The sequence below is a fragment of the Candidatus Symbiopectobacterium sp. genome (genome assembly GCF_020054415.1).
Taxonomy (GTDB): domain Bacteria; phylum Pseudomonadota; class Gammaproteobacteria; order Enterobacterales; family Enterobacteriaceae; genus Symbiopectobacterium.
Map to the genome: position 1 here is coordinate 1 of NZ_JAHWCO010000698.1, position 1,684 is coordinate 1,684.

Annotated in this window: 2 protein-coding genes and 1 pseudogene; 1 reads left to right on the forward strand and 2 read right to left on the reverse strand. The window is 32.3% G+C overall.

Annotation, left to right across the window (positions count from 1 at the left end):
- The first annotated feature begins 84 nt into the window (after nt 1–84).
- Complete coding sequence (locus QZ506_RS20100; RefSeq protein WP_291973432.1) at nt 85–249, forward strand: hypothetical protein; 165 nt, start codon at nt 85–87, stop codon at nt 247–249.
- Here the strand turns inward: QZ506_RS20100 and QZ506_RS20105 are convergent.
- Nucleotides 222–1,115 (reverse strand): hypothetical protein, encoded by an 894-nt coding sequence (locus QZ506_RS20105; protein WP_291973434.1) that lies wholly within the window; start codon nt 1,113–1,115, stop codon nt 222–224. The two genes, QZ506_RS20100 and QZ506_RS20105, sit on opposite strands and share 28 nt — an antisense overlap.
- A gap of 453 nt (nt 1,116–1,568) precedes the next feature.
- Nucleotides 1,569–1,684, reverse strand: a pseudogene (locus QZ506_RS20110) (IS5/IS1182 family transposase); the annotation flags it as partial.

The window sequence follows — 1,684 nt, forward strand, 5'->3', positions numbered from 1 at the left end:
GCTGCTTGAGGGCCTTGTTATAAGAGGGCCAGTTGGTGATTTTAAAATTTTGTTTTGCCATGGAGACCTGATTTTGAAACAACTGTGGTGATCTGCTCCGATGATTACCCAAAAGTTCTATTTATTCAACAAAGCCTGTTAAATCCAGAGCGTGGTGATGCATCCCTGAGCGATCAGCATTTTAATCCAAAACAGGCGTGTCATAACAGCATTATTTCCTATTATTCAACAAAGCCTCTTTTATTATAAAAATAGCAACAAAAAAGCAACCAATATAATATAACTTGCACCGAAACTATATGGTTAAACGTTTCACCTTTCACATGGATTAAAAATAAAGATGCACCTAAAATGAACGCTACAAAATTCAACCTATAACCAGAATAAACCGATATTAAATAAAGCTTTATCAAATCAATTACTATATTTAGTAACAGTCCGAAAATACCGTAAAATAATATCATCCTCAGATATCCGGCATCTGTATTTAAGTAATACAATCCATTGTCTTGCATATATCTGCCATGCCCAAATAAGAATGTATCAAGATCAATAGTGAAGTACATTGATTTAAGAATGTCAGTGGATTCACTTGACATATTTCCATGCTGCTTCCAGTTATAATATAGCTCAAAGGCAAAATTTATGTATCTATTAAAATTATCTGTATACGATGAGAATAAGTAAAAAAATATTATTGACATCATGAAACATGCCAATATTGTGACTAAAACCCTCCTGACAAATAAAACCTTGGCCAAGAAAAAAATTGAAAAAAATAATCCCAAAAAAACTATTCTACCAGCACTTACTCCTGCAAACAAAAACGCTATAAGAAAGGTAATGATTAACAGAGGAGTTGTTTTATTTTCTTTGAAATAAAATGATGTAATAATAAATGACATTACCCATGATGCTGATAGTGTAAAGTATTGCCCGCCAGATAAAGATAGCCTCTTAACCCCCTCATACCTACCAAAACTATCATATTGAGCACCATCTGGTGACCTGAAAATTTCCATTAATTCGTTAACACTCGGAAATAAAAAACAAATCAACACAAAAAATGCTTGAATAGTATAAATAACAAATATTGCTTTGGAACTAAAATACACAAGATCATCATTGATTTTTTTATTAGCAAGCTTGGCTAATAAATAAATAGTTATTATAGAAAAGACCTGCGATAAAAGTGCCCAATGTTTACTGTAGTCATTCGTGTCATGGTAATATGGAAATATGAAACAAAACAAAAATAATAATAAATATAATGGGAAAAGAAGAATAAATACTTTACTCTTAAATATTCCAAAATTTACTACCAATTTACGTGTGTTTAAGAATAACAATAAAAATGATAATATGATAAAAGCTAATACTGTTGAGTTATAAAAAAAAGGAACTCTTATTGAAAAGACGCTAAAAAATAGCAAAATATATATAGTTAATGAACTCATCTTATTTGGAGCCTGTACACGAGATTGTGTAATTGCCTGATTTTGATATATTCAATGGCTTTGTTGAATAAATCAGAACTTGTAACGACTGCGCCCCATACGGGTCGATTGTTACGTGATGCGAATACTGTTCGGCATTCCTAATAGCGTGATCCGGTTAAGCGCTTTGACCATGACCATGGCTTCACCCACCTGAGCATCGTAGTCTCTCAGACTTAGATGACCAC